The sequence below is a fragment of the Clostridium sp. ZBS15 genome, from assembly GCF_023845705.1.
GTDB lineage: Bacteria > Bacillota > Clostridia > Clostridiales > Clostridiaceae > Clostridium > Clostridium aquiflavi.
Window position 1 is genome coordinate 7624 of record NZ_JAMQHY010000094.1, and the last position, 1911, is coordinate 9534.

Annotated in this window: 2 protein-coding genes; both read left to right on the plus strand. The window is 26.2% G+C overall.

Annotation, left to right across the window (positions count from 1 at the left end):
- Positions 1-129: 129 nt before the first annotated feature.
- Positions 130-1545 carry an aminotransferase class I/II-fold pyridoxal phosphate-dependent enzyme gene (locus NG904_RS16565; protein ID WP_252232811.1) on the plus strand — a complete coding sequence of 472 codons (1416 nt, stop codon included), beginning with the start codon at positions 130-132 and terminating at the stop codon, positions 1543-1545.
- Positions 1546-1583: 38 nt separating this feature from the next.
- A complete protein-coding gene (locus NG904_RS17675; protein WP_502801469.1) occupies positions 1584-1715 on the plus strand; it encodes a hypothetical protein in 132 nt (43 codons plus the stop codon).
- The last annotated feature ends 196 nt before the right edge of the window (positions 1716-1911 follow it).

Genomic DNA, 1911 nt, shown 5'->3' on the forward strand with positions numbered 1-1911 from the left:
TTTATATTGGGAGCAAGCTAAAATTGGACTATATTCATTATTAGTGTTCTTAAAGTAAATTTCACAGTCCACAAGCTTTATATTACACTATTAACTAGTAGTTAAAATATATATAGGAAAGGGAACAATATGAAAGAACGTATTCCATTGTTAGATGAATTGATAAAATATCATAAAGAAAAGAATTTATTGCTTTCTATGCCTGGTAATAAAGCTGGCTTAGGTTTTTTAAGAGATGATATTGGAAAGGAATTTGCGAAAAATTTAGGATTTCTTGATATTACCGAAGTAGATCCTTTGGATAATCTTCATTGTCCTGAAGGAGTTATAAAGGAAGCTCAGGAGCTACTTAGCAAAACTTATAATTCAAAAAAAGCATATTTCTTAGTGAATGGGAGCTCTTGTGGAAATTTAGCTTCAATATTTGATGCATTTGATGAAGGTGATGAGGTTATAGTAGAGAGAAATTGTCACAAATCTATATACAATGCATTAATATTAAGAAAACTAAAGGTTAGATATATTGAACCAATAGTAGATACTGAAAAAGATATATTTTTACCTCCAAATAAAGAAAACATATATAAGGCGGTAGATAACTGCAATAATCCTAAGGGAATAATTTTAACTTATCCAAATTATTTTGGAATAACTTATGATATAGAAGAAATTTTAAAAGATTTAAAGAAAAGAAATTTAAATATTATTATAGATGCGGCTCATGGAGCACATTTTGGACAAAGTGAAAAGTTACCTAAAGACATATATTATCTAGCTGATTATGTTGTTTTAAGTGCACATAAAACTTTGCCAGCATTAACACAGGGGGCATACCTTTTGGTTAATAATGATAGTGAAAGCATAGAGTTTTATTTAAAAACTTTTATGAGCACTTCACCATCATATTTAATTATGGCCTCTTTAGATTATTCAAGACATTATTTAGATGAATATGGAGTGAATGATTATAAAGAATTAATATGCAATTGCCAAATATGGAAAGATAAAATTAATTCTTTAAATAAAACGTATATACTTTCTAAAGAAGACTTAGAATTTGAATATGATATAGATATAACAAGATATGTAATGTTATTACCAAGTGGGTATAGTGGACATAAATTTCTGGATTATTTAAGAGAGAATAAAATACAAGCTGAAATGAGTTTTTCAAGAGGGGTAGTTTTAATATTATCTCCGTTTAATACTGAAGGTGATTTTGAATATATTTTTAAGGTCATAGAAAATTTAGATATAGAAGTATTAAAAAATAATAGCGATGTTAATGCTAAATATTATAATCTTGTTCCAAATAAAAAATTAGAACCACATGAGGTATTTAAATTAAAAGGAACTTATCGCAAAGTAGGAGAGAGTGAAGGAAAAATATCTAAAAATATGATAATACCATATCCACCAGGAATACCTTTAGTTTGTCCAGGAGAAGTAATAAGTAGGGATGCAATTAATATAATAGAAGATTATATTTTGAATAAAAAAAGTATTATAGGTGTAGAAAATAATATAATAGAAGTTGTTGATTAGCTAAATAAGTCCAATTACAATGTCACTTTACTTATTGCATATATCAACACATATTTAAAACAGAGCTTAATAAAAATAATCCTATTTTAGTAGAAAATAACTACTTAATAGGATTATTTTTTTATTCTTTAGGAATTTATATTATTAAAAAATTTGTGGATAACTTTTAAAATAATGTGTTTTAAAACATAGACTTAAATTAAAAAAATCTAATAATATATGTTTTTAGATAGAATCATAGTGGAGAATTAGATATGATGAGTAAGCGTTGTATTTGTGATCTAAACACAAAAGGGAAGGCGAAGCAGTAATGAATAAGAAAAAAATAATAATAGATTGTGACCCTGGAATTGATGATTCATTACT

Bases quoted from the DNA above. Each gene is read 5' to 3' on its own strand.
- NG904_RS16565 (WP_252232811.1), top strand. From the start codon at position 130: ATGAAAGAACGTATTCCATTGTTAGATGAATTGATAAAATATCATAAA.